Genomic DNA, 357 nt, shown 5'->3' with positions numbered 1-357 from the left:
GGAATAACAGAAATAAAAAAGGAGAATACTTAGTTCTCCTTTTTTATCTTATTAATGTGGACCGTTACCGTTTTTGTCTTTTTCTAAATCGGTATTCCAAATTTTGATTTTATCTGTTTTTTTCAAGCCAGATTTTACTTGAACGTTCACACCATCTGTAATTCCAAGAGTGATGTATTTCTTTTCGTACTTCGCATCTTGTCCTTTACCAGAAGTGAGAATCTCAACATATGGTTTTTGGTTTTCGTCGTAACGAACATGCGCTGATTTTACCAACAATACATTTTTCGCTTCTTGCGTCACAACCTCAGCGTTTGCAGAATATCCTGCACGAATAAAATTATCAGAATCTAATTG

General features: G+C 34.2%; 1 pseudogene. It reads right to left on the bottom strand.

What is annotated here, in order from left to right:
* Positions 1-51 precede the first annotated feature (51 nt).
* A pseudogene (locus QWI17_RS19565) lies at positions 52-357 on the bottom strand (hypothetical protein); the annotation flags it as partial.

It is taken from the genome of Gilvimarinus gilvus (genome assembly GCF_030518155.1).
GTDB lineage: Bacteria > Pseudomonadota > Gammaproteobacteria > Pseudomonadales > Cellvibrionaceae > Gilvimarinus > Gilvimarinus gilvus.
The sequence above is the reverse complement of the archived record's forward strand: the minus strand, read 5'-3'. Positions and strand labels throughout refer to the sequence as shown.